General features: G+C 42.9%; 23 protein-coding genes. 19 read left to right on the top strand and 4 right to left on the bottom strand.

The genetic code is table 11. The features are described from left to right. Positions 1–1,752 precede the first annotated feature (1,752 nt). Both nagA and Y696_RS09555 read left to right on the top strand, forming a co-directional pair. Entirely contained in the window at positions 1,753–2,859 is a 1,107-nt protein-coding gene (gene nagA / locus Y696_RS09560; protein ID WP_121510356.1) for an N-acetylglucosamine-6-phosphate deacetylase, read from the top strand. 438 nt (positions 2,860–3,297) lie between these two features. Next, complete coding sequence (locus Y696_RS09555; RefSeq protein WP_006488014.1) at positions 3,298–3,963, top strand: prolyl oligopeptidase family serine peptidase; 666 nt, start codon at positions 3,298–3,300, stop codon at positions 3,961–3,963. On the opposite strand, the gene Y696_RS09550 is transcribed toward Y696_RS09555, so the two are convergent. Then, complete coding sequence (locus Y696_RS09550) at positions 3,955–4,302, bottom strand: hypothetical protein (RefSeq protein WP_014731446.1); 348 nt, start codon at positions 4,300–4,302, stop codon at positions 3,955–3,957. The genes Y696_RS09555 and Y696_RS09550 overlap by 9 nt on opposite strands. 330 nt (positions 4,303–4,632) lie before the next feature. Between Y696_RS09550 and Y696_RS09545 the strand changes: the two genes are divergently transcribed. After that, positions 4,633–5,238, top strand: a complete 606-nt coding sequence (locus Y696_RS09545; protein WP_041928208.1) for a hypothetical protein — start codon at positions 4,633–4,635, stop codon at positions 5,236–5,238. A 172-nt stretch (positions 5,239–5,410) separates the two neighbouring features. On the opposite strand, the gene Y696_RS09540 is transcribed toward Y696_RS09545, so the two are convergent. After that, a complete protein-coding gene (locus Y696_RS09540; RefSeq protein WP_014731444.1) occupies positions 5,411–5,881 on the bottom strand; it encodes a peroxiredoxin in 471 nt (156 codons plus the stop codon). A gap of 420 nt (positions 5,882–6,301) precedes the next feature. On the opposite strand from Y696_RS09540, the gene Y696_RS09535 reads away from it, so the two are divergent. After that, a complete protein-coding gene (locus Y696_RS09535; protein ID WP_014731443.1) occupies positions 6,302–7,645 on the top strand; it encodes a transglutaminase-like domain-containing protein in 1,344 nt (447 codons plus the stop codon). A gap of 254 nt (positions 7,646–7,899) precedes the next feature. Next, entirely contained in the window at positions 7,900–8,532 is a 633-nt protein-coding gene (locus Y696_RS09530) for a hypothetical protein (protein WP_014731442.1), read from the top strand. Between the two features lie 157 nt (positions 8,533–8,689). Here the strand turns inward: Y696_RS09530 and Y696_RS09525 are convergent, their stop codons facing one another. Continuing rightward, the gene (locus Y696_RS09525; protein WP_236609146.1) at positions 8,690–9,295 is read right to left on the bottom strand and encodes a GerMN domain-containing protein; all 606 of its coding nucleotides are present in this window, start codon (positions 9,293–9,295) and stop codon (positions 8,690–8,692) included. Positions 9,296–9,371: 76 nt separating this feature from the next. Between Y696_RS09525 and uvsE the strand changes: the two genes are divergently transcribed. The 5 genes from uvsE to Y696_RS09500 all read left to right on the top strand — a co-directional run bounded on the left by uvsE (position 9,372) and on the right by Y696_RS09500 (position 14,811). Beyond that, positions 9,372–10,268, top strand: coding sequence for a UV DNA damage repair endonuclease UvsE (gene uvsE / locus Y696_RS09520; protein WP_014731440.1), 897 nt, complete (start codon positions 9,372–9,374; stop codon positions 10,266–10,268). Between the two features lie 76 nt (positions 10,269–10,344). Beyond that, positions 10,345–12,216, top strand: coding sequence for a nucleoside-diphosphate sugar epimerase/dehydratase (locus tag Y696_RS09515; protein WP_006488033.1), 1,872 nt, complete (start codon positions 10,345–10,347; stop codon positions 12,214–12,216). Beyond that, positions 12,213–12,752, top strand: coding sequence for a hypothetical protein (locus Y696_RS09510; protein WP_014731439.1), 540 nt, complete (start codon positions 12,213–12,215; stop codon positions 12,750–12,752). The genes Y696_RS09515 and Y696_RS09510 overlap by 4 nt, the downstream gene beginning before the upstream one ends. Further along, positions 12,752–13,915 carry a DegT/DnrJ/EryC1/StrS aminotransferase family protein gene (locus Y696_RS09505; protein WP_014731438.1) on the top strand — a complete coding sequence of 388 codons (1,164 nt, stop codon included), beginning with the start codon at positions 12,752–12,754 and terminating at the stop codon, positions 13,913–13,915. The genes Y696_RS09510 and Y696_RS09505 overlap by 1 nt, the downstream gene beginning before the upstream one ends. Continuing rightward, the gene (locus Y696_RS09500; RefSeq protein ID WP_014731437.1) at positions 13,912–14,811 is read left to right on the top strand and encodes a glycosyltransferase family 4 protein; all 900 of its coding nucleotides are present in this window, start codon (positions 13,912–13,914) and stop codon (positions 14,809–14,811) included. Before Y696_RS09505 ends, Y696_RS09500 begins: the two co-directional genes overlap by 4 nt. Here Y696_RS09500 and Y696_RS09495 read toward each other — a convergent pair. Beyond that, positions 14,804–15,736: a magnesium transporter CorA family protein gene (locus Y696_RS09495; RefSeq protein ID WP_014731436.1), complete on the bottom strand. Its 933-nt coding sequence runs from the start codon at positions 15,734–15,736 to the stop codon at positions 14,804–14,806. The genes Y696_RS09500 and Y696_RS09495 overlap by 8 nt on opposite strands. 328 nt (positions 15,737–16,064) lie before the next feature. On the opposite strand from Y696_RS09495, the gene Y696_RS09490 reads away from it, so the two are divergent. From Y696_RS09490 to Y696_RS09450, 9 genes are all read left to right on the top strand, one after another. Beyond that, positions 16,065–17,114: a metallophosphoesterase gene (locus Y696_RS09490; RefSeq protein ID WP_121510355.1), complete on the top strand. Its 1,050-nt coding sequence runs from the start codon at positions 16,065–16,067 to the stop codon at positions 17,112–17,114. Positions 17,115–17,383: 269 nt separating this feature from the next. Continuing rightward, a complete protein-coding gene (locus Y696_RS09485; RefSeq protein ID WP_014731434.1) occupies positions 17,384–18,208 on the top strand; it encodes a PstS family phosphate ABC transporter substrate-binding protein in 825 nt (274 codons plus the stop codon). A gap of 15 nt (positions 18,209–18,223) precedes the next feature. Beyond that, complete coding sequence (gene pstC / locus Y696_RS09480) at positions 18,224–19,102, top strand: phosphate ABC transporter permease subunit PstC (RefSeq protein WP_014731433.1); 879 nt, start codon at positions 18,224–18,226, stop codon at positions 19,100–19,102. Beyond that, positions 19,096–19,932 (top strand): phosphate ABC transporter permease PstA, encoded by an 837-nt coding sequence (gene pstA, locus Y696_RS09475; protein ID WP_014731432.1) that lies wholly within the window; start codon positions 19,096–19,098, stop codon positions 19,930–19,932. Before pstC ends, pstA begins: the two co-directional genes overlap by 7 nt. 1 nt (position 19,933) lies before the next feature. Next, entirely contained in the window at positions 19,934–20,686 is a 753-nt protein-coding gene (gene pstB, locus Y696_RS09470) for a phosphate ABC transporter ATP-binding protein PstB (protein ID WP_121510354.1), read from the top strand. Between the two features lie 15 nt (positions 20,687–20,701). Beyond that, a complete protein-coding gene (gene phoU / locus Y696_RS09465) occupies positions 20,702–21,379 on the top strand; it encodes a phosphate signaling complex protein PhoU (RefSeq protein ID WP_039882300.1) in 678 nt (225 codons plus the stop codon). Continuing rightward, complete coding sequence (locus Y696_RS09460) at positions 21,376–22,050, top strand: response regulator transcription factor (RefSeq protein WP_006488048.1); 675 nt, start codon at positions 21,376–21,378, stop codon at positions 22,048–22,050. Before phoU ends, Y696_RS09460 begins: the two co-directional genes overlap by 4 nt. Next, positions 22,047–23,024 (top strand): cell wall metabolism sensor histidine kinase WalK, encoded by a 978-nt coding sequence (locus tag Y696_RS09455; protein WP_006488050.1) that lies wholly within the window; start codon positions 22,047–22,049, stop codon positions 23,022–23,024. The genes Y696_RS09460 and Y696_RS09455 overlap by 4 nt, the downstream gene beginning before the upstream one ends. 182 nt (positions 23,025–23,206) lie before the next feature. Next, complete coding sequence (locus Y696_RS09450) at positions 23,207–24,391, top strand: MEDS domain-containing protein (RefSeq protein ID WP_006488052.1); 1,185 nt, start codon at positions 23,207–23,209, stop codon at positions 24,389–24,391. Positions 24,392–24,439 lie beyond the last annotated feature (48 nt).

The following is a 24,439-nucleotide window of genomic DNA, read 5'->3' as shown; positions in this document are numbered from 1 at the left end:
GAGAAGAGGAGGAAAGAAGATGAAGAAGAGAAACATGAAGGAAGTAGACAGGATAGTTTTACAGGTAAGAGAGAGTGCTTTCAGTTCCTTGATGATGAATCCCAGGTTCTAACTCCGAAGAGAAGGGGGTGAGATCATGAGAAAGAGAAGAGAGAATTTAGCGGATGTGGATAGATACATTGACAAGATAAAGACAGATGCACTGAAGAGATACATGAGCTCTATCCACAACTGAAAAGAAGGAGAGGCGTTCAAATTGATAGAATCCAAAGGAATACTGGATACCAAATAACTGAAGACCCGTTCCATAACTTTCCAAAGGGTCTTCAGTTTTTATTGTAGAGTCTGTGGAAAGAGATGGCCGTTTCTCTGCTATGGCAGATCAGTTATAGAATGCAAGACGCAATATCGGCAAAGATCGTGCCGGGACGCAAGGCTGCCTCCGGCAGGAAGTGAGGCTCGCTGGCGCGAGGAAGTGATGCTGGCGCTTACGGCCAGGAGGCTGAAAAAAAAGTCAGAGAATAAGATCCAGTGCAAAATCGACAAAGAATGACAACATCCTGTAATTCTAATGAACACAACGATCCGTGATTCTGAACTTGTTTCAGCATCTCGATCCAAAGAGACGCTTTACGGTTAAAATCAATAACCCGCTGATCACTGTGGAAGGCAGTTCTCCGTTTACCGATGAGATCGAGTAACACGAGAAAGAGCATTTTCGAGAGTTCGCTCACTCACGAGAAGAGCGAGATTCTGAGCAGTATCATCTCAGAGTGACGCGATACAAGAGAAGGCTATCACCGCATGCCACTCGTACAAACTCCTTACTTCAGCACCCGTAAGGCTGCCCCAATGAGCCTGCCCCAAAATGGTCCTGTTTGGGGCTCCTGTTTGGGGACTCTGTTCAGGGTCATCCCATTATATCCCCACGCCGTCATCCCGTGATGGGTCTGCACGGGATCTGCCCTTCTGGAAACCGTTTCCGGTGGTTGGAAAGAGCGACTGAAAACCGGATCCCCGTTGAATCGTTCTCCGTTCTCAGAGAAGAACGGTTGCAAGTTCCTAGATGCAAGTTGTGAGAAGAAGAAAGAAAACCTTTTTCTTAAGGGCTATTAAGTAAGCTCGCTACTGACATTCAAGAAGAGAGCATCGAGATTCTGAATCAAGTTCAGATGACGGGATGTTGTGTTCTTAAGAATTACAGGACGCTGTCATGGGATGTGATGCTTTCGGTAAGCCTGCCGGGATGCTGAAACAAGTTCAGATGACGAATTATTTCGGTTCACTTGTATTCGTCTCCTCTGGTACTCACCTGACGGGATCACTGTCCCGCCTTTTCCCGTAACGTTCACTACCATGGCTCTTTACCACAGCAGCTTACGGCGGTTTGAAGCCTCCACCTGCATGGCGGCTTCGTGGGGCCCTCCCTCATCTTCAATTAAGCATGGCTTGAAGTTTACTTCTTCGCCTTCTTGGCACACTCCAACCTCGAACCTCGTCGCGTTTTGACCAAGAACGAGGAACAAATCCTCTCTCTTGAATAACAGTTCTCCTCGACGAATCTGTTTTGTCCCTATTCCTACCGCCTACTTACTACCCGCGATCATGATCTCCCCTTTATTTGGCCAAATGCTCAATCTCATGTTTGCCAAAAAAACACATCTCCTCTTGACAGACGAGCTTTCTCAACACAGAAATTGTATTGAAGAAGAATAGGTGTAATAATTGAGTTGTGAAGGGAGATGACCTTGAATGGAACTGGAAAGAATTCTCGTAGTTGATCCAATAGATGGTGAATACACAGCAGATGTAAGGATTTCTGGAAGCAAAATCGAATCAATCAAGAAGACCGGAGGAGATTTCAGATCGATAGCTATGCCCGGCTTCGTTGATACTCATTCGCATGGCGCCCTTGGAATAAATTGCATGACAATGAACCATGAAGGGTTGGAAAAGTGGGAGGAATTTGCTCAATCTCATGGTGTGACTTACCTTCTCCCAACCACAGTATCTGCTAGCGAGGAAGGAATGAAGAGAGTTGCAGATCTTGTATCTAAATACATTTCCGACAGGTCAAGAACGGTGGTTCACGGAGTGCATTTCGAAGGTCCATATATTAACCCCAAGAAGAAAGGTGCTCAAAATCCGGAAGCAATTAGGCAGCCAACACTATCAGAGATAAATTCTGTGCTTTCAGATGTAGTTATGATAATTACGATGGCCCCCGAGGTTGGAGGATTTTTGGAGGTCCTTCCCGAGACAATAAAGCGAGAAATCACTGTCTCGATCGGACATACAGACGCCACTTATAACCAGATCAAGGCTGCTTATAAATTAGGTGCCAGGAGGATGACTCACTTCCCCAACGGTATGAACACCCTTCACCATAGAGAGATTGGTTGTGTTGGAGCGGGATTCCTGCTTCCTTTGAATCTCGAAATGATTGTCGACGGAGTTCATACCACGCCTGAATTCGTAGAAATGGTCTACAAAATCCGTGGAAGCGAAGCGATAATTCTTGTTACCGATTCTCTTGATGCAACGGGTTTGGATAATGGGATTTACGATCTCGGTGGTCTAAGGGTAGAAGTAAAAGACAATGTTGCAACACTTGAAGACGGGACTCTAGCCGGAAGTACTCTGACAATGGACAAAGCAATAAGAAATTTCAAGAGGTGGACTGGCTGCAATTTTCAAGAACTGGCGAAAGTATCTTCCTACAACGCTCTTAAGAATCTTGGCATCTCCAACAGGGGAAGATTCAAAGAGGGCATGATTGCCGATATTGTGTTGCTTAGCAAAGAACTGGAGGTCGAAGAAACGATTCTAGCTGGCAAATCTGTGTTCATTTCCAAGTAGCTATGAGATCGCGAAAGCCAGAGTGGGTAGCTTTTCCCAAAAGAAAGGCTCTCTGATTTTTGAAGATTTTTAAGAAGAAGATTATAGTGACTTTTCTCGTCGAACGTGCATTGTATTGAGTAGATTTAATTAAGATTCATTACGCATTTCCAAACTATTCCACTAGGATCTGGTGCTGTATTGACAGAGCCACTTCACCAGAATTTACGAGCTTGACCCTATTCATTAATCCGGACTGGCCAGAGTAACTCTCCTACTGTCTGCAAGCTTTTTCTAAGATAAGTTAACAACGATCACTGTGGCAAGAATGATACATATCCTCTTATTTGGGAGAATGGACTGATTTCTTCAAGAAGACTCACGACTATTGTTTATGCAGAGAATTCTCTATCAATAATGATATGCTGTAGGTTGAAGTCTGATAAGGAGGTGTGAAAAATGGAGCTTCATAAATCAACCATCGCTTATTCACTCAAAAGGGAGCTGGACTACCTTCTCTCACTCCCCTTACAATACGACGAAGAAGATACTGAATGGCCACTTATTCTATTTCTCCATGGAGCGGGTGAGAGGGGAGACAATTTGGAGCTACTGAAGAAGCACGGAATTCCACGAGTGGTTAGCGAAATGAGCGATTTTCCTTTCATAACCGTCTCGCCACAATGTCCGGAAAATGATTGGTGGCTGAACAGACTTCAGGACCTCAGATTTCTCCTAGAATCGATCATTAAGCAGTACAGAGTCGATCACTCAGCAATCTATCTCACAGGCCTTTCTATGGGAGGTTTCGGAACCTGGCATATGGCAGTTGAGTACCCAGATTTATTTTCCGCCATAGCTCCAATTTGTGGCGGAGGATTAGGGATTTTGGGATTCCCGGAAAGAGTGATCGATATCAAGGATTTGCCGGTTTGGGCCTTTCACGGAGAAAAAGACAATATTGTCTCTGTTGAAGAGAGCAGAATTCTTGTGAAAACTTTGAAGGAAGCCGGAGGAAACGCAATGCTAAAGATCTATCCCGATGCAGGCCATGATTCATGGACAGAGACTTACTCGGATCCGGAACTTTATGAATGGTTCATGAGCAAGCGTAAACTAGGTTGACTTCGTTCTTATGGAACTTACCTGAGATCTGTTGAGAATCATTCTGGTTGGTTTGAGATTTCCAGTTCTAAAACCTCTCCTGCTCCTGACAATCTGTTTACGAGCCTCAAAATAGACTCTTAGTGAAAGAACCCAGATCACTGCTACCAATATCCAAACCGCTATCAACATTATCAGGAGCCACCCAAACCCTTCAAGTCTTTCTCTTGCTCCAAAGAATCTCGTGATTCCATAAATCGATACGGGAGATACTATTCCGAGTAAAACCGATGCTCTTATGAAGTTGTTTCTTATGAGTCCTATTTTGGGCCTTCTGCTTCTCCTTACTGCAAAACCCATTAAATCACCACCTCAAGTTACTTCTTGTCTGAGTAATGTAATTATACACTCATTGTTTTGCCTGCCCTTTAATAGAGAAATACTTTCGCCGAAAACTTCCAACATAAGACATATGAGATCCATTTCTCATAAGCAACAACGAATCTCTCTTTCTTCCAGAAGAATTTGGCAGTCGCTCTTTTAATTTCTCGCCTCTCCTCACTTGTAATAGAGTACTCTGTGAATTCAAATTGTGGAGGCTCAAATGGTCAAGTTAACAGATGAATCATCGAAAGAGGCTTTTATCGATTACTGCAGGAAATTCATCCGGAGCATGGCGATTCTTTTTTTTTGCTATCGGAGACATTTGTCGCCGCTGAAGATCATCCTTCAGTAATTCTCTTGGATAGAAATGATGAAGTTATTGGAGCTGCCTCTCTAATTCTTGAGGGAAGATATAGGAGTTTAAGAAGGGGAAGATTCATGATTCTTCATTCCAAATCATCGATGACGGACGCCTATAGATCACTACTTACGCCATTACTAAGTAAAATCTCTGGAATAGACGAGGTCTATCTCTTTGTTTCATTAGGAAAACCAGTCGAATCCATTCTAAAGGAAATCGGTTTCAAAGTTGAGGGATATTCCTTCGTCCTTAAGAGAAGGCTAATTAGCAGCTCTCTAGAAACCCCCGAGGAAATCGATTTCACCACATTTGACTTGGAGAAACACGGAGAGACTTTCTGCAAAATAATCAACTCTGCTTTCGCCAAACTAGCGGGCCATTTCGACATTGACCCGAACTGGTTAAAAAGCAATCTGTCAATTAGCACAGTTCCAGATTCAGGGATTCAACTGCTATATAAAGAAAATGAACCAGTAGGCCTCTTCTTTTCGGAAATCAATAGTGAAAGACTCCTTGAAATAGGTCCTCTGGCGTTACTGCCAGGCTTTTAAGGGCAGGATTTTAGAAAGCTCTTGTTAAGAAAAACATTGGCTCTTTCTTATGAATTGGGCCTTGGAAGTGTCCTCTCGGAGAATACATGAAACGAGATCACCCTTTCTCTTTATCTTGAAGATGGATTTGAGAAAGTCCAGGCAAAAACCTGTTACAACCTCATTGTCTAGATCACTCTAAACTCCTGATGAACTCCAACACTTCTACGGCATGACCCTTTGCTTTAACGTTTCGATATTCTTTTGCGAGAATTCTGTTTTCATTAATTACAAAAGTCGATCTTTCTGTTCCCATATATTCACGACCGTACATCTTTTTCGGTTTGATCACGTCGAACATCTCGTGAATCCTTCCATTCTCATCACTCAGAATAGAAAAATTCAAATCAAGCTTCAACGAGAAGCTCTGATGGGATTTCAGACTATCTTTGCTAACACCAATTATGACTGTATTTAAAGCCTCGAACTCGCTCGCCAAATCTCTAAAGCCTTCTGCTTCGAGCGTACAACCGGAAGTGTTATCTTTTGGGTAAAAATAGAGCACAATCTTCTTCCCGGAAAAGTGGGACAACGATATCTCATTGCCGTTTTGATCAAGTAATGAAAAGTCCGGTACGTTCTTGCCCAGAGAAATCTCGGCCATTATTTCACCTCCACCTTTTTCGGATGTCAAGAACGCCCCATCAGGATCAAGAAAGGAGCCCCGTTTCACTCATCTTAATTATAGGACAAATTACTCTAAGCACTTAGAATTCTCAGCCCTGTCTTCTTTGCTTGCAGAATGACGTGCTGTACCCATTAGAAATTAGACTCTCGGAAAATTGCAGGTACAATCTACTCCAAGCGTATCGAAGTCTTTTTCTCTTCTGGTGTTGTCAGATTATCTTCTGAAGAAAGATTCATGGCATGGATTTGCAAATATTCTAGCAGTGGAGAAAATTCCACCCCTTATATCTTAAGAGAATAGCGGCTTCCAGGCGGAGGCCGCCTTTTTTTTTCGTAGTCCTTCTTGCTGATATAATCATTTTGAGATCTTTGATTATGAAGATAAGGGGTGAAGGCAATGGATTTTTTAGCGGCTCAACTTCCTGAGAAGATCGGCTTGCTTGAGAGCAATGGAGACTACAAAGGGGCTATAAAAGAAATCGATAGTGAGCTTGAAAGCTATCTTCCTTCTATTATGACAAGAAGACTGTTATGGGAAAAGGAAAGAATTCTCAGACTGAAGGACAATTATCCATACACTAATTCACAGGCATTTGAGATTCTATCGAATTCTATAGACAACTTCACCAGAGAGGAATTTGAAGGTTTATGTGAAGCGAAGCAACTAGACTCAATGACTCTCGACGGTGAGGAAAGATTCGAAAGAAGATTCGATAAGAATCTTCTATTCGTTATGCCGGAATATGGTAGTCGACTGAAGCAAAAAGATAACGAACGAGACGAAATAAGGGCGCTCCTCCACAGAGAAATAGACAGGCTTATCAGCACTAGAGAACCCTCAAAATTCAAAGTGAATGCTAGATCGTCAATCAATGTTCAAAGCTCTGAGGAAAATGTTTTCCGCTGTTGGTTGCCAGTATCCAGAAATGGAGAACAAGTTTCCTCAACGAAGATCCTCAACACAAGTCACGATTATTTCCTGTCTCCGGCAGATTACTCCCAACGCACCGTATACATGGAGTCAGATGCAAAAAAAGATACCGTTTTCAGTGTCGAATTTGAGTACGAAATCTCCGAAATATCGACTTCCCTCGATCCTTCCAGATGCACACATCCCGATGAAAAGAGATTTGAAAGCTATTTGATTGAACGAGCGCCCCATATCGTATTTTCACCATTTATGAGATCTCTAGCCGATGAGATCTCTGGCAAGGAGACCAATCCCTACTACATCGCTAAGAGTTTCTATGACTGGATATGCGAGCATGTCAAATATACATTCATGAGTGAATATGCCCTTTATCCAAATCTTTCGGAATTTGCCGCTACCAATCTCAGGGGGGATTGTGGTGTAAAAGCTCTGCTGTTTATAACACTTTGCAGAATAAAGGGAATACCCGCTAGATGGCAATCAGGATGGTTCGCATCTCCAAAAGGTGCGAGCCCCCACGACTGGGCTTTGTTCTGGCTCGAACCTTTCGGGTGGGTTCCAGCCGACTGTTCCTTCGGAGGATCGAGGAAGGATATCCCTGCTTATAGAGAGTTCTACTTCGGGAATCTAGATGCGTACAGAATGATCTCGAATTCAGAATTTATGGCACCCCTGTTGCCGGCTAAGAGATTTTTCAGATCTGATCCATATGACAATCAGGTGGGAGAAATCGAGACAGAAAAGAGAGCCTTGAGATCGTACGAGAGGGAGTGCTCTATTGAAATACTCTCTTTTGAAAGGTTAACGTAACAAAAGCTGAAAACGGAGATCACTCTGAAAGATCTTTTTTCCTCTCGCTGTTATCAGTTTATGAAATCGCCAAAACAATCTTTTCGTCAGCCCTTAAAAGGATAAAAATGCTGCGATTATTCGATAGCTATCGAAAACCGATCATTTTGAACTGGAGCAAATCTGTTTTTCTGTCCATATAGTTTCAGCATGAGAGAAAATGCCTTGAATACTGATAGACTTATTTAAATAGATTACTACAAAGGAGGCATTCCATGAAGAAAAAATTCGTCCTGCTTTCTTTGTTGGTTATTTTTGCAGTTTCAGCATTCGCCCATGTACCGGCCTTCCTAACATCCGATGACTTTGCTAAAGGTGCATTCCTTGTAAGGGACATAGATCTGTCACAGATCTTTTATTATGTCTTCTCCGCAGCAGAGAAAATCACATTCGTATTCGAAGGTTTTGTCGGTCAGCACTTCCACATGCTTTTTGGAGTACCAAAGGAAATTGAAGGCATGGATTCCACAATGGACTTTCGTCCAGAAGTCACAGTATATGATCCTGATGGAGAAATCGTCGAAGATTTCGTTCTTGAAAGTATAGAACCCGAAATAATGTATGAGTTCTTCGGTGATACCTATTCATACCTATACGTAAGGCATGACTCGACACTAGCTAAGAAAGGGATCTATTCTATCAAAGTGAAGGCTGAAGATCCAGGAAGAGCATGGATAACGTTTGGAAAGAAGGAAAAATTTACCGCTTCCCAGATAATTGCGGTACCACGATGGATAAGAGAGATCAGATCATTTCACTATTTAAAGGGACTGGCCAAGTGGGAATTGTACGGGCTGGGTATCATAGGAGCAATATCTGCCGCTCTGGTGTTGTTAGTTTTCCTCTGAAAAAAGAAGCTCAAGATTAGTAATCGTGTAAGGTAAAAAGAAAAACGCCCATTTCGTTCGGACGTCTTAGTTAATATTCTACCACGAGATTTTGTTAAAGTCAACTACTCTGCAAATTGCAACAGTGTAAATTACTATTCAAAGATCAAATGTAAGATCAGGGTTGAAAGAGATCGATTGGCTCGAATTCAACGCTGCTCACCGAGTCGAATTGAAGAGCTGTCTTTTCTATCTGAGCTTTAAGGAGATTTACCCTGCAAGACCCGCCCGAAGTAAACCCGGCAGGATCTGAAAACTTCAAGAACAAAACTCCGTTCTCAAGTCTGGCTCCAAGAAATTGCAGTTCTCTGCCGGGGAATTCTGTCTTGAAACCCAGGTCTTCTTCGGCCTTAGTAAGCTCTCCCCTTAACAACAAACGCAGCGCATCGTTAATTGGTGACTGAGAATATGGAATCGTTCTCTGGACAGGTATTACAGCTCCTGTATCACAGATGACTTCGTCATTCATCAGTCTATCGAGAAGCTCGTTATAATAATAGAGATTGATACTCATTGTTCGCTGAACACCGGTTACCGCACTAATCTCCATCTCAAGAGCGGCCTGATGCTTTTCAAGGTTTGCTACCCTGCCCTCAAGGCTTTTCACCCTGAAAAGATGGAAAATAAGAATCACTAAAAGCAGAACTGAAATCACAAGAAAGGCAACAAGGACAACTCTGGTGATGGGGAAAGACTGTTGCTTCTTAACTCTCAAATACCTCACCTCTCAATCAGTATCGAATCAATTATACATTCTTCGCCCGAAACTCCGCTAAAATACTATTATTAGGAGGTTATGCATGAAGATAGGGTATCCTTGCATAAACACAACTCTCAGCTGCACCTCTGCGAAAACTTTCAGACTGGCATCATACAGCGAAGAGAGACTGATTAAGACTGTCTCTGCCAATCTTGATTGCCTTGAAGAGATACTAGAATACAACAGAAAAAAGGACATTCTCTTCTTTAGGATTTCATCGGACCTAATTCCATTTGCTTCTCACCCAGTGTGCAAAGCAAAGTGGGAAAATATTTTTCGAAGTAGATTCGAGAGCATAGGCGATAGGATAAAAAATTACAATATGAGAGTATCGATGCATCCCGATCAATTCGTCCTGCTCAATTCTCCCAGACCTGATGTTGTAAGCAACAGCAATGCTGAACTACTTTACCACGCAAAAGTCCTCAATCTCATGAAGCTAGACGGCAGCGCAAAAATCCAGATTCACGTTGGCGGAGTTTACGGAGATAAGAAGGAAGCCTCCAGGAGATTCATAGACAAGTATAACGCAGTTCCTGAAGCTATAAAGGAGCGACTCGTAATCGAAAACGACGAAAGATTGTACTCGCTTTCGGACTGTATGGCAATTAATTATGAGACAGGTATTCCGATTCTCCTTGATGTATTTCATCATTCAATTCTTTCAGATGGAATTTCATTTGCTGATTCCCTTAGTTTATCCGGATCAACGTGGTCAGATGAAGATGGAATTCCAATTGTTGATTACAGCACTCAACAAGAAGGCGCGAGAAAGGGAAGACATACAGATAGCATCGATCTACACAATTTCACTTCTTTTCTAGAAAAAAGTCTCCCCTTCAATTTCGACATCATGCTTGAGATAAAAGACAAGGAAAAGTCGGCAGAAGCAGCTATCCGTGTTGCGCGCAAAGACGAAAGGTTCCAGGTTAACTGAATCCAGTGCTAAAGAAAGATGGAGGCCAATTTTTACTTCGAGTCTATTGTGCTAGAATCTCCATGAGGTGAAGAGTTTGACAAAACTCAGTGATCTTTCCGGCTTCAAGAGAAATCTTTTGCTTCTAGTAGTTGATTCATTGATAGTATATTTTGCATACATACTAGGTATGTACTTCAGATACGGTATTTTCACTCTGGATGAACCGGAGTTTTTCGTTAATGGAATTTATTTCAGCGCTTTCATTGTCGTTTCTCTTATACTAAACGGTGTATATAGAATCGCCTGGAGTTACAGTTACTTCAGAGATTATTTCATAATACTCCGAGCTGTTATCGTTGGCTATGCAATCGGATTTCTTGCAGGTCGATTTCTCAACCTCTTTGAAATAAGATTTCTCACGGTGCCTTTCACAGTCTCGACGATGGCAGCGATTATCTCCGTTTTTCTCTTAATATGGTCGAGGTTTTTTTGGCTCAGTATCTTGAGTAGAAATCATCCGATTGTCTCTTCCGAAGAAAGGGTCTTCATAGTAGGGGCAGGAGATGCCGGTACCTCAATTGCGGAGGAACTGTCGCGCCATCCTGAAAATGGATTGGTAGTGGGTTTTATAGATGACTCTCCGAAAAAGCTTCGAAAACGAATTCGTGGAATTCCCGTTTTGGGGAATACTGATGAGATTATGCCGCTCGTAGAGAAAATGGGAGTCCGAAAGGTAATCATTGCAATCCCCTCTGCCGATGCAAGCACATTGAGAAGAATCTTTTCGAAGATCGATGTAAGTAAGGTCAAGGCTCAGACTCTTCCAAGCATTACGGAGATAATGGACGGAAAGGCGAAACTTGGATATCTGAGAGAGATAAACATCGAAGACCTGCTTGGAAGAGAAAGCGTTCAGATAGATCTGAACTCACTCAAGGATTATGTTGTTGGAAGAACTGTGCTCATAACCGGTGCTGGAGGAAGCATTGGGAGTGAGTTGTGCCGTCAGATAGCCCCTCTTGGACCCGGCAGGCTCTTGCTCGCCGGAAAGGGGGAAAACAGCATCTATGAAATCAGCCAGGAGATTGGCTCTCTGTTTCCTGATCTCAAGGTCAGTCAACTAATTGGCGACGTGGCCGATCGGTCGAGAATGAGATACATTTTCAATAAGATGAGGCCACAGGTCGTCTTCCATGCCGCTGCCCACAAGCACGTTCCCATAATGGAAGAGAACCCAACAGAAGCATTTAGAGTCAACTCACTTGGCACTTACAATATTGCAAGTCTGGCCGATGAATTTGGAGTCGAAACAATGGTCGTTATTTCGACAGACAAGGCAGTAAGGCCAAGTTCTGTCATGGGTGTTTCAAAGAGAATCGCAGAGGAATTCGTGAGATCCATTTCATCGAGAAGCAATACGAAATTTGGAATTGTCAGGTTTGGGAACGTTCTTGGAAGCCGTGGAAGTGTGATACCTCTTTTCAAGAAACAGATCCAGTCCGGTGGGCCCGTTACAGTTACAGATCCCAGAATGACAAGATACTTCATGACAATTCCAGAAGCGGTGACGTTAGTTCTTCAAGCGGGGGCATTTTCCGGAGATGGAGACGTCTTTGTGCTTGACATGGGGGAGCCTGTCAAAATCTCATCCCTCGCAAACGAGATGATTACCCTTGCCGGATATATTCCCCATCAGGAAATTGAAATAAAGTACACAGGTGTCAGACCGGGCGAGAAGCTCTTCGAAGAATTAGTCCTCACAAATGAAGAATTAATTCAGACTAAACATCCAAAGATCTTCCGTCTCAAGATGAATGAAGCGATGGATGAAGAGGCTCTGCTTAAGACAGTTTCCAGACTGAGGACCGCAGTTGAAGAGAGCGACTTTGAGGAATTGAACAGAATAACTTCTGAAATAGTCGATGATTCAACTGCCAGAATAGATGATGGATGTGATTCAAAGTGAACTGGTATGTCGATTTCGTTAGAGATTTCCCTTTCTTATCAGCAATCATTCAGTTCTCTATTCTTGGAACTCTTGGCGATTTTGTCAGTGCGAAGATTGCCCGCTTCAAGACACCGTTTCCGCCAAGGATTGCTTTCATGAAGGCCCTGGAATGGGCTTTCCTAGCTATCTTCATAAAGATCGCATTCATTGGTTACCAGGGCTTCGTTTCTGCTCTTGTAATCAATGGAGTTCTACCGAGCTTTTTCGTCGAGAACCTCTTGCTCAATGCCTTTGCACGCTCACTTTCGATGAATCTTCAATTTGGTGTATTTCTTGTACTTTTTCATAGGCTGCTCGACAATTTTGTACTTCAAACAGTCAACTGGAAGAACCTGGACAAAGCGCTTATTTCTTTGATTTGGTTCTGGATTCCAGCTCACACGCTTACGTTCGCTTTGCCAAAGGATTTCCAGATAGGTCTCGCTGCACTTTGGTCATTTATGTTAGGACTTCTGCTCTCTTTATTTTCAAGATCTCCTCAGGAGGTGAAATAATGTTCGTTCCCCTTTCAAGACCTGACATTACAGAAAGAGAAATTTCGGCAGTTACGGAGTTGATGACGGGAGGCATTTTATCCATTGGCCCCAAGGTTACAGAGTTTGAAAGAATCTTCGCGGAATATATCGGTGTTGAACATGCCGTCGCAGTAAACAGCGGAACCAGCGCCCTTCACCTGGTGATTCGTTCTCTGGACCTGAAGAGGGGTCAAACAGTTATCACAAGCCCTTTCACTTTTGTGTCCTCCGCAAATGTTGCTTTATACGAAGGAGCCATCCCGATATTCGCAGATATTGAAGAGTCGACATTTAACGTATCTCCGGAAACTCTGGAAGAGGCCCTGGCCAACTACTCAAGAGATGGTCTGGATACAGGTGCTATCAAACTAGACCCATTTGTTCCGGACATATTTATGGCAGTAGACATCTTTGGCCATCCACTTGAGTGGGACAGAATCGAGGGGATCTGCAACAAACACGGGATAAGAATCGTTGAAGACTCGTGTGAGGCACTGGGGAGCTCTTTCATGGGACGAAAGACAGGGAGTTTCGGTCTTGCCGGCACATTTGCGTTTTATCCAAACAAACAGATTACAACTGGAGAAGGCGGAATGATTGTTACCGATGACAGCAATATTGCGGAACTTTCTAAGAGCATGAGAAATCAAGGAAGAGGAGTCTCCGAAAACTGGCTTGAACATGTAAGACTTGGCTATAATTACAGGATGGATGAAATGTCAGCCGCACTTGGCGTGGAACAAATGAAAAGAATTGATGAGATTCTTGAAAAACGCCAGAGAGTTGCTGACCGTTATGAAAGGCTTTTGTCAAACATCAGTGGAATAGAAACTCCTTTCATTGCAAATTATGCTACGAGCATAGGCTGGTTTGTGTATGTTATAAAGTTAGACGAGAAGATAGATAGAGAAAGCTTCATGAGATATCTCACAGAGAATGGAGTCCAGTGCCGGGATTACTTCAGACCTATACATCTTCAGCCATTTTATATGCAAGACTTCGGATACAGAGAGGGTATGTTTCCGGTAACTGAAAGGTTAGCCAAGAGAACGGTCGCAATTCCTTTCTTCAACAATCTTAGTGAAGAAGAGATGCAGTTTGTCTCTTACACTATTGAAAAAGCCGTGGAGATCGCTGGATGATGTCGTACCTCTATGCCATGATTCTTTCCGCACTACTGTGTTTCATTTTTGGAAAGATCGGTATGAGGCTTGGGCTCGTGGATAAGCCTTCTGGTGTTCTAAAACCTCATGAAAGGCCAATTACTTTCATGGGAGGAACGGGGATATTTCTTGCCATGATTCCTTGGTTTTTTCGGAATCCAGAGTTCTTTCTGCCAATACTGATAATGTGGGCTCTGGGCTTTGTTGACGACATAAGAGGTGTTTCCCCGAAAATCAGATTAATATTGGAGATTCTTGTGGGATTTGCAGTGTCTTTCATCATCTTTGGGTTTTCTACATTAGATTCGATCGTTCTCTCGGTGGTTTTTGCAGGCATGGTTAATGCTTACAACATGGTAGATGGTCTTGATGGAATTTCTTCGGCAAATGTTATCGTATTTGCAGTGTTTGCGTATTTCACGGGATTCGTTCCTGAGATAGCCCTCGCAATTGCGGGCGTTTACTCCGGATATCTAATTTTTAACTTTCCACCTGCAAGACTTTTCATGGGAGATCAGGGATCGTATATCGCAGGTTCCTTTGTCGGAATATTGCTCATTCAATCTTGGGGGACTCAGAATTTCATCAGAATTGCGGCGATTTGCTGGCCGGTTTTTCTCGATCTCTTCGTTGGATTCCTGAGAAGATCTCTCGCAAAAAAATCGCCTTTTGCAGGTGATCGTGACCACTATTACGATAAGATATTCAGACTTACCAAAAACAAGAAGAGAGTCACACTCCTTATTTCAACAGGCATTGCGCTCTCTTACGCATTTGTGGGGGTCTTTATTCCCGTAATATTCATCCCCCCTGTTCTTTTGGCGGCTTCACTAGTTCAGATTTTTTCCCTGGGATCACTTCATTCTACTACTTGAACCATCTTATCTTGAATAGTACAAAACCAACCAGGAAGGCAGCAAGTCCCGACAAACCCATAGACCAGTAGAAAATCGTACTGCTCTCCATAAAGGGGAGTTTAACATTCATTCCATAGATCGACGCTACCAGCGTCGGAATCTGAAGAGAGAGCGTCACTATCGTTAATATCTTCATTACTACGTTGAGATTATTGGAGATCACAGAAGCAAAGGCATCCATCATTCCCGTCAGAATGTCGCTGTAAATGTTTGCCATCTCGATTGCCTGTCTATTCTCGATAGAGATGTCTTCAAATAGCTCTTCATCTTCTTCATAGAGCGTCAGTATGTTTGCTCTCTTGAGCTTCTCAAACATTAACTCGTTTGATCTAAGAGATGTCGTGAAGAAAACTAAAGATTTTTCGAGATTCAACATCGCCACAAGCTCTTGATTCCTGGTAGATCTGTGTAGTTCGGACTCGATCTCATTTGACAGTCTCCTGATTTCCTTGAGATACCTCAGGTAATAAACAGTTGCTCTGTCAAAAATTCTAAGAAGAAAGCGGTTTCGTTTCTTTGTGGAAATATCCTTAACCCGTCCTTCGACTATGTCCGATACAATTGCGTTTTCCGAACTGCTTATCGTGACAAAATAACCGGATTTCATTGCAATTCCGAGAGTCGTCGTCTTGTATGGAACGGTTTCGTCTGCAGTATCTAAATATGGCAGTTTGGTAATCACGTAGATTAAATCCTCATCCTGCTCGAATCTTGCCCTTTCTTCCTGATCTAAAGCATCGTACACAAAATCCTCGTCGATTTCTAAACTCTTAAGAAAAGCGATGTCTCCACTATCTGGCGATACAACATTGATCCAGCAACCTTCTACTGGTGAATCTATTGTATTCATTCTTCCATTCTCGGAAATCAAAATCTCGCGCACATCGGTCCCCCCTTTTTAAGTACTTCATCTTTCTTTTGTCACTTAGAAGGAGGTCTCAACGGGCGAATCAAATCAAAGTGGCGGTTCACTCTCACTACTGTATAATTCCATATCACTCACCTCCGCTCTGAGATTATATCATAACGCAGTTGAACACCGTTATTTTCACCGCTAAAAGCTATTCCAACACTTCTCTTGTATCTTGTCATCCATCAATGGACGAGATTTCAAAAACCCCCTCAATAAGAATCAAGATTCTTTTTCCGTTATAATCATTATGTGTCCATTTATTCGCAGATCCCACGACACCATAAAGGAGGTGAGCGCGTTGAAAAAATATATGCTTCTTCTGTTTCTTCTGATAATTGGTCAGGTTTTTTCAGTCTATTTGAACGATATTTCGCGCGATGGAGTTACCGTAAGCTGGTTCACTGAGGAACCCTCAACTTCTTATTTAATAGTCTACGATGGCTCCAATGAATCTATTCATTCAGATGAGGAAGTGACTCTTCACAGATTCCGGGTATCTGGACTCCTTCCTGGAATGAGCTATGCTTACACTGTTAAGAGTGAAAAGGATGGAGAAGTCATTTACAAAGGCAACGGGATACTGACAACCGCACCTAACAGAAAGACACCATTCAGTTTTGCTGCTTACGGGGATAGCAGAAACAACTATGTCGTTCATTCTGAGATAGTCCATGGAATAGCTAGTGAAAACGTTCCTCTAGTAATTCACACGGGTGATATCGTCTCGACCGACGATGCTATTGAAGAATGGATAGACTTCTTCGAAGTTACCGAGGTACTATCTGACAGTGTACTCTACAGTGTTATTGGAAACCACGAGTCTGAAGCCATAAACTATTTGAAATTCTTTGCTTTCCCAGGAAATGAAAGATATTATAGCCTATGGTACGGCGATATCTTCTTCATATTTTTGAACACAAATGAAGCCTTCGATAAGTATTCACAGCAATACGTTTGGCTTCTAACACAGCTGGAGGAGGCGGAAGAAGAAGATCCTGCACATATAGTAGTTTGCTTGCACCACCCTCCGTACAGTTACGGCTCTCATGGAGACCATCTGTATCTAAAGGAATACCTGGTTCCTGTCTTCGAAAACTACAACGTCGATCTTGTTCTTAGCGGCCATGATCATGGCTATCAGAGAATTGAGAGAAACGGCGTAACCTATGTTATTACGGCTGGCGGCGGTGCTCCGCTTTACGATATCACCCGGGGCGAGAGTCTAGTCGCTTCCGCCAAAGCCTTCCACTATATGTTGTTCAACTATACTCTAGAAGGTCTGTACGGCTATTCAAAAACCCCGGAGGGCCTTATTCTGGACAGTTTCTATATTCCAAAACATAATTAACTGATCTTTATAGCAGTTCATCGAATTTAAAATACTTGATCTTCGGGAAATATTCATTTTCATCCTATAGAATCCTCTCTCAATAAGGATCTTATGTGCTCATCATTCACTGAATACTTCAGCATTTTCATGCCGGCCTTCACCAGTCGTCTGTAATCTTCTTCTGATCAGAATGTCAAAAAGCTGAACTTTTAGCAAACTCAAATAATCCCCCAATAACACCCTACATGTATAAACTAATCGTGGAAATAAATTCAGGAGGTGTGTGTATGAAGAATTTTGGTGTACTTATCGTGATCCTGTTACTGGCTGGTACTATGTTAGGTTCTACACTTGTCATTAAAGGCTCCAACACTGTCTATCCAGTTGCGCAGCTCTGGGCAGAAGGTTTCAAGGCAATGAACCCTGATGTTGAGATATCTATCGAAGGCGCCGGGTCTTCGACGGGTATCAAGGCCTTATTCAATGGACAGACCGACATTGCAAATTCCAGTAGATGGATCAAGGCCTCGGAAATTGAACAGATGAACAGTGATGGAAAGTACTTCATACCATATGTTGTCGCCTATGACGGGATAGCGATTATCGTAAACAAGTCCCTCGGGATTAGCAACATAACCATTCAACAGCTTTTTGATATCTACTCGGGAAAGATAACTTCGTGGAATCAGATTGACTCTTCTCTGCCAAAGGCTAGAATTGTTCCTCTGTCAAGAGACAATGCATCTGGAACATTCGAGTACTTCGTCGAACACGTAATGAAGGGTGAGAAATTCGCTCCTCAGGTTCAACAGCTGGCATCAACAAGAGCCGAAGTTGAGCAGGTTATGCAGAATCAGTATGCTATCGGCTACATTGGAATGGGATACATCACGGAAGAGGTTAAGGCCCTGACAGTTGAAGGCGTTGAACCCACTGTAGCAAACGTGAATGCAGGATCATACCCGATATCGAGACCATTGTTCATGTTCGTCGATGCAACCAATGGACTCCCTACAGGAGTTATTGGTGAATTCCTGAGATATGCACTATCACCGGAAGGGCAGGCAGCTGTTCTAAGTGTGGGTTATGTAAACGCTTACGGAACGAAATAGATTGGATGAGGCGAGTTGAGAAGAAGGAGACTTGAACTTTCGTCGAGAGTACTGGTAACGACTGCAGCTTTGATTACATCAGCAATTCTTTTCGGAATATTCTTCTTTCTCATATCAGATGGGGTAAGAGTTTTCGGAAAGATATCATTCGAGGAGTTCTTTTTCAGCGCTCGCTGGTACCCAACTTACGAGGATGCCGAATATGGCATCCTCGCTCTGTTATCGGGCACTCTGGCTGTAACAGGGTTGACCTTAGCAATATCTATCCCGTTGGGATTTGTTTCGGCCATATTTCTTGCCGAGTTCAGCCACAGGAAGGCGCACGACTTTCTAAAACTCATATTTGAACTCATGGCAGGAATTCCATCTGTGGTACTTGGAAGTTTCGGGCTCAAGTATGTCTCAAGGTGGTTAATGGAGCTCTTCCCGATGAAAGTGTGGACGGGACTGAATATTTTCAACGCTTCTCTCATGCTCTCTATACTTGCTATGCCATATTTCGTAACTCTTATCGAAGATGCATTGAAAGCTGTTCCTGTAGATCAAAAAGAGGCCTCATTAGCACTGGGAGCCAACACAACTTCAACAGTATTCCGCATTATTGTTCCACAAGCTAGAAGCGGGATCCTAAATGCGATCATACTTGGAGCAAATAGAATAATAGGAGAAACAATGGTTGTTCTGATGGTCGCAGGCGGCGCTTCCATGATTCCCCAGTCGATCTTTGATCCAGTTAGACCTCTAACCGCAGCAATCGCCGGCGAAATGGGAGAAGTTGAACTTGGAAGCACTCATTATTACGCTCTCTTCATGATTGGGATTGTTCTTTTAGGGATTTCCCTGATCTTCACAGTTATAGCAATGCGTCTTAAGAGGGGAATGAGAAGATGCTGATCGACCGAATAACCAAATTGATTTTCGGAATTATATCGTACACACTGGTTGCAGTTATACTAGCTATAATTGGTTTCCTTGTTATAAATGGACTTGATGACATTAGCCTGGAATTTCTGGTCTCCTTCCCGAGAAATTCGATGACGGAAGGAGGAATTTGGCCTTCAATACTGGGAACGTTTTATTTTCTATCGATAGCACTGCTCTTTTCGGTGCCGGTTGGTATTTTATCAGCCGTCTATTTGAGTGAGTACAGCAAAGAGAATCGTTTTCAGCGTCTAGTTTTAACTGCTAACAACATTCTTGCGGGAATTCCTTCGGTTGTTTTTGGAATGTTTGGCCTGTCGCTTTTTTCGATCACTTTTGGATTCGGAACCTCAATCATCTCGGGGGGTCTTACTTTAGGAATAATGTCACTTCCTTACATCATTTCAAATACCCATGAAAGCCTGGCTGCAGTTCCGAAATCTTACAGAGAAGCATCGATGGCACTTGGTGCGAATAAGGCTGAGACAACTTTCAGAATCGTTGTTCCAGCCTCCTTCTCGAGGATACTAACTGGAGTTATGATAGCTGTAGGAAGAATAATTGGGGAGACGGCTCCTTTGCTGTTTACAGGGGCCGCATTTTATATTACCAGAAACCCTTCAGGTCTCTTTGAGCCGGCTATGTCATTGCCAACACACATTTTCGTGCTTTCGGCAATCTATCCCGAGAATGTGACTCCGAAGCTTGAGGGAAGTATTTCCGTTCTGCTGATAATCGTCATAACTTTGTTCGTCAGCGTCGCAATCAGAAGGAGAATAGAATCGAAGAAACTGGAGGAGTGAAATGGACGAACCAATTTTCAAAATAGAAAAGCTCAACGTGTATTATGGTGATAAACATGCACTTAAGGACGTGACCTGTGAAATCCCAAAAAAGAAGGTAACAGCGGTTGTGGGCCCTTCCGGTTGCGGAAAATCTACCTTTCTTAGAGTTCTAAACCGCATGAATGATCTGATACCTTCCTACAGACATACGGGATCGGTAAAACTTCTCGGCAACGAGATTCTCGATATGGACCCGGTCATTCTAAGAAAACACGTGGGAATGGTCTTTCAGAAGCCAAACCCATTTCCAAAAACGATCCAGGAAAACGTCACTTATGGGCCGAGAATTCACGGAATCAAGAACCGCAAGACACTTAGGGAGATAACCGAAAAGTCACTAAAGCAGGCAGCCCTATGGGATGAGGTCAAAGATGAGCTGAAGAAAAACGCAACAAATCTATCGGGAGGTCAACAGCAAAGACTTTGCATAGCGAGGGCTCTGTCCGTTGAACCGGATGTTCTGCTTCTCGATGAGCCTACGAGTGCTCTTGATCCAATTGCTACACAGAGAATAGAAACTCTTATAGAAGAGCTCTCGGATAAGTATACTATTATTATAGTAACCCATAACCTTCAGCAGGCACTGAGGATCTCGGATTATGTGATGTTCTTCTACGTGGGTGATCTCGTTGAGTTTGACACTACCGAGAAGATAACCTCTAACCCTAGAGATCAAAGAACAAGCGAGTACCTGAGAGGAATCTTCAGTTAACGGGAGTTGGTTGAGATGACACCAGAAAGGCAGAGGCATCTGGAAGCAGGCTTTAACAGATTGAAATCTATGTTGTCAGATATGATGGAGAACGTGAGATCGAGTCTTTTGAAAGCGATAGACTCTCTTGATCGATTAGATGGCGACCTCGCAAGAGTAGTCATTGAAAATGATGAAGTGATTGATAAGCTTCAGAGAGAAATGGATACAGAAATATGCAACTATATCGGACGATTTCAACCCCTTGCCGAGGACTTAAGGTATGTTCTTACAATGATGAAGCTGGCAACCGATCTGGAAAGAATCGGCGACCTCGCCGTAAACATTGCTGAAGTCGCAGTCAGGTATGAGAATCAGACTCTCGTCAAGCCACTTATACATATTAAGAAGATGACAGCGGTTGTCGAAAAGATGTTGGAAGAGATAATAGATGCCTACTACAACAAGGATACGGAGACTGCAAAAAGAGTATGGAACGAGGACAACAACGTAGATGAATACTACCTGTACATAAAGAGAGAAGTGAGAGAGAAACTGGTTAGCATGACCGACCCAAATGCGATCGGACAGCTCCTAGATTTGATGCTAGTGTCAAGATTTCTCGAAAGAGCCGGCGATCATGCGACTAACATTGCAGAAGAGATCTATTACATAGAAAAGGGCGAGAGCCTCAAGGAGGAAATGCGACGTTGAAAGTATTGATTGTTGATGACGATCTCGATATCCTGAATATTGTCAGAACTGCATGTGAGAATGAATCGATGCAGACTTCAACTGCCGCAAATGCAGAAGAGTTATGGTCATCCCTGCGTTCAGAAAAGCCCGACGTGATATTACTTGATATCATGCTACCTGACGCAAATGGTCTCGATCTCGTGAAGAAGATTCGAACAATGTATTCGAGAATTCCGATAATATTTTTGACCGCAAGAAAGTCCGACCTTGACATGATTCTTGGGCTTGAACTTGGCGCAGATGATTACGTTACAAAACCCTTCAATCCAAGGGCTCTTGTGGCAAGAATCAAGGCTGTCATGAGAAGAACAGAGATATCCGGTACTTTGGAAGATAAACTTACGATTGGTGACGCCGTAGTTAACCTCAAATCGTACACAGTAACTAAAAATGGAAAGTCAGAAGAGCTGACAAGAAGAGAATTCGAATTGTTGAAACTGCTCGCGGAAAACCCCGGGAGAGTTTTTACTCGCGAAGAGCTACTGGACAAGGTTTGGGGAATGGATTTCTTCGGCGATTTCAGAACCGTTGACGTCCACATAAGCAAACTCAGAGAAAAGGTTGGAGAGGGATTCATTAAGACAGTTCGGGGAGTCGGTTACAAATTCGTCATTGGAGAGCAGAGATGAACGAATCTCTGCTCGATGAACTTAACGAAGCAATCATAATGGTAGATGAAGGTCTGGTCGTAACAAGGGCCAACCTATCGGCTAGAAAGATGCTTGGAGATGTGGAAGGATTAGCCTTACCTGACGCTCTCCACGTTCAGGGCATTTCAAAGATAGTAGATAATCTCATTTCGGGTACTAATTACACCATCGACACGATCTTCGTTAAGGATGACACGACTCACTATCTCAAAATAAGGGTTTCTGCACCATATATAATAGCGAGAAACATAACGAGTGAAAAACTCTTTGAAAGCGCTAAGATGGACTTTGTCAATTCGATTGTCCACGAGTTTTCTACACCGTTGGCTGTTATAAACGGTTATGTACAGCTTCTAATAGAAAAGAAAATGGAGTTACCTGCAGATGTTTCCGAGACTATCGAAAGGATAGCGAGATCGACTGGACGGCTTTCGAGATTGGTTGAAGAACTTGGAATACTGTCTAATCTCGAGCTACAGAACTACAGAGTCAAGATTGAAACCGTCAATTTGAAGGAACTAATTGATGAGTCCGTAAGTGACCTCGAAAGCAAATGGAAAAGAAAGAAATTGAAGATAACCACAACAGTCTCCCCTAACACATATGCCGCCGTAGATTCGCTTCTTCTCTTCAGAGTGATATCGAACCTGATTTCGAATGCGGTTAAGTACTCAAGTGTTGGCGATACAATTGAAATCGTCTCTAGGGAAGTCGAATCCAGAATATACATCTCCGTGAAAGACAACGGAATAGGTATTAAAAGTGAAGAACTACCGAGAATCTTCGAAAGATTCTACAGAGGAAGCAATGCAAGAACTTCGGGATCTTCTGGATTGGGGCTGGGACTGTCTCTCGTTAAGCACGCTCTCAACCTTATAAACGGATCTATAGAGGTACGATCGAGGTACATGATGGGAACGACCGTGACCATCAGTTTTCCCAAGAACATGTAGAGACATCTTCTGAATTTACTTCCAGATAAAGCTAGTAATAAGACTCTGACACTTTTTGGTCGCCACCATTTAACTAACAGTGCATATTCGTTTATGGCAAAGTGTGAAATTACTTATGCAATAATTTTTTTGATATGACCTCCTGAAGAAAGTTCGTCATATATTAATGGAGTTGTTGTTTAATGAAATCAGATACTCATAGTGTTTGTCTTTATGGTTCGGCTCACGATCTAAGAAAAGCAATAAACACCTTCCTTAAAGAAGGTCTTTCCAAAAATTACAAACTTCTTTATTTTGGACCAGAAAGGGATGTCATTCCTTCTAAAGAGACAACTGACGGGCTCCCCTATAACCTGGATGATCTTCTAGGTTCGAAGACATTAGAGATAATCGATTTCGAAAAGTCATATGTGAAGAACGGCGTTTTCGATCCCGTAAGACAGATTAGTTTTCTGCAAGAAGCCGCAGTAAGGGCTATAAAGGAAGGCTATAATGGCCTCGGTGTGGCCGGGGAAGGTACTGCGATCCTGGAATCTGGGACGAAAATGGAAGAGCTTCTAAAGTACGAGGCATCTGTGAGCGATCTCGTTGAAGAGTCTCCAGTAACGGCATATTGCCTTTATGACTCTTCAAGAATTGACCAAAGCAGTGCTCTGGAAATCTCCAGACTCCATCCGTACACTCTCAGAGAAAGTGGGTTTAGCGTAAATGAAGATTATTATCGTGCACCCAGAAGAACTCTGGAATATGATACCGCAAGTCGGCTCGACATTTGCAGGGGTACCGCAAACTCCCTTTTACAGATGTTCAGAATGAAGAGCATATATGTAGAAGAACATGAGGAAAACGTTTCGAAGCTTGCGTCAGCAATCGCTAAGGAAATGGCATTGGACTCTTTTACCATGGCCTGTCTTGAAATGGCCGGAAAGATACACGACTTAGGAATGAACTCGATGTTTTTGGACATGCTCACTAGACCCGGGCCACTGCATGCTCTTGAGGCCAGACTTCTTAGAAGACATCCCATTACGGGATTCGAGATAAGTAGAGGAGTTCCATTTCCCGATAAAGTCTCGTACGCAGTCTTTCAGCATCATGAGAGAATTGACGGTTCCGGTTATCCGAACGGCCTAAAGGATTCGGAAATTAGCCTTGAGGGTAGCATACTTGCCGTTTCTGAAGTAGTCGCGGCAATGAGTTTTTACAGGCCATACAGAAAGCCGTATGGACAGGAGTACTCGCTGGATCAGATAGTAAAATACAAAGGTTCACTTTACAGAACAGAAGTTGTCGAAGCCTGCCTCACTGCTTTCGAAAATGGTTTTTCCTTTGAAAGCAGCTTGAAAACTTCTGCTTCCCAGCCCTAGTACCAAAGCAGCTATTCGGTAATTCTCTTGTCAAAGTGGACGTTTTTG

The sequence above is a fragment of the Mesotoga sp. H07pep.5.4 genome (assembly GCF_003664935.1).
Classification (GTDB): domain Bacteria; phylum Thermotogota; class Thermotogae; order Petrotogales; family Kosmotogaceae; genus Mesotoga; species Mesotoga prima.
This window is presented reverse-complemented; position numbering and strand designations above follow the sequence as displayed.

Bases quoted from the DNA above. Each gene is read 5' to 3' on its own strand.
- nagA (WP_121510356.1), top strand. From the start codon at position 1,753: ATGGAACTGGAAAGAATTCTCGTAGTTGATCCAATAGATGGTGAATAC.
- Y696_RS09555 (WP_006488014.1), top strand. From the start codon at position 3,298: ATGGAGCTTCATAAATCAACCATCGCTTATTCACTCAAAAGGGAGCTG.
- Y696_RS09550 (WP_014731446.1), bottom strand. From the start codon at position 4,302: ATGGGTTTTGCAGTAAGGAGAAGCAGAAGGCCCAAAATAGGACTCATA.
- Y696_RS09540 (WP_014731444.1), bottom strand. From the start codon at position 5,881: ATGGCCGAGATTTCTCTGGGCAAGAACGTACCGGACTTTTCATTACTT.
- Y696_RS09535 (WP_014731443.1), top strand. From the start codon at position 6,302: ATGGATTTTTTAGCGGCTCAACTTCCTGAGAAGATCGGCTTGCTTGAG.
- Y696_RS09530 (WP_014731442.1), top strand. From the start codon at position 7,900: ATGAAGAAAAAATTCGTCCTGCTTTCTTTGTTGGTTATTTTTGCAGTT.
- uvsE (WP_014731440.1), top strand. From the start codon at position 9,372: ATGAAGATAGGGTATCCTTGCATAAACACAACTCTCAGCTGCACCTCT.
- Y696_RS09505 (WP_014731438.1), top strand. From the start codon at position 12,752: ATGTTCGTTCCCCTTTCAAGACCTGACATTACAGAAAGAGAAATTTCG.
- Y696_RS09500 (WP_014731437.1), top strand. From the start codon at position 13,912: ATGATGTCGTACCTCTATGCCATGATTCTTTCCGCACTACTGTGTTTC.
- Y696_RS09485 (WP_014731434.1), top strand. From the start codon at position 17,384: ATGAAGAATTTTGGTGTACTTATCGTGATCCTGTTACTGGCTGGTACT.
- pstA (WP_014731432.1), top strand. From the start codon at position 19,096: ATGCTGATCGACCGAATAACCAAATTGATTTTCGGAATTATATCGTAC.
- pstB (WP_121510354.1), top strand. From the start codon at position 19,934: ATGGACGAACCAATTTTCAAAATAGAAAAGCTCAACGTGTATTATGGT.
- phoU (WP_039882300.1), top strand. From the start codon at position 20,702: ATGACACCAGAAAGGCAGAGGCATCTGGAAGCAGGCTTTAACAGATTG.
- Y696_RS09455 (WP_006488050.1), top strand. From the start codon at position 22,047: ATGAACGAATCTCTGCTCGATGAACTTAACGAAGCAATCATAATGGTA.
- Y696_RS09450 (WP_006488052.1), top strand. From the start codon at position 23,207: ATGAAATCAGATACTCATAGTGTTTGTCTTTATGGTTCGGCTCACGAT.